The organism is Sutterella massiliensis (assembly GCF_016899755.1).
GTDB classification, from domain to species: domain Bacteria; phylum Pseudomonadota; class Gammaproteobacteria; order Burkholderiales; family Burkholderiaceae_F; genus Sutterella; species Sutterella massiliensis.
Genome location: NZ_JACJJC010000470.1, coordinates 1 through 257 on the forward strand (window position 1 = coordinate 1; position 257 = coordinate 257).

The 257-nt window shown below is 35.8% G+C and carries 1 protein-coding gene; it reads left to right on the top strand.

Going from position 1 to position 257, the window contains the following annotated elements; all coding sequences use genetic code 11:
* The coding region (locus H6A60_RS13345) for a hypothetical protein (RefSeq protein WP_439145091.1) at positions 1–257 on the top strand (257 nt) is incomplete at both ends.

Here is a 257-nt window from a genome sequence, read left to right on the forward strand (position 1 = left end):
GTTTCTGAGCGTGGAGGTTACCCTGTAGAAAAGAAGTCAATGCGTCAGTGGTTCATGCGTATTACAGTCTACGCCGATCGTCTTCTTTCTGGTCTTGAAGGATTGGAATGGAGTAGTCACATAAAAGAAATTCAAAAGAATTGGATCGGCAAAAGTGAAGGAAGTGAAATAGAATTTTCTATTAAAAATCACAATGAAAAAATAAAAATATTTACAACTCGTGCGGATACTATTTTTGGAGCATTTGCTGTAATATT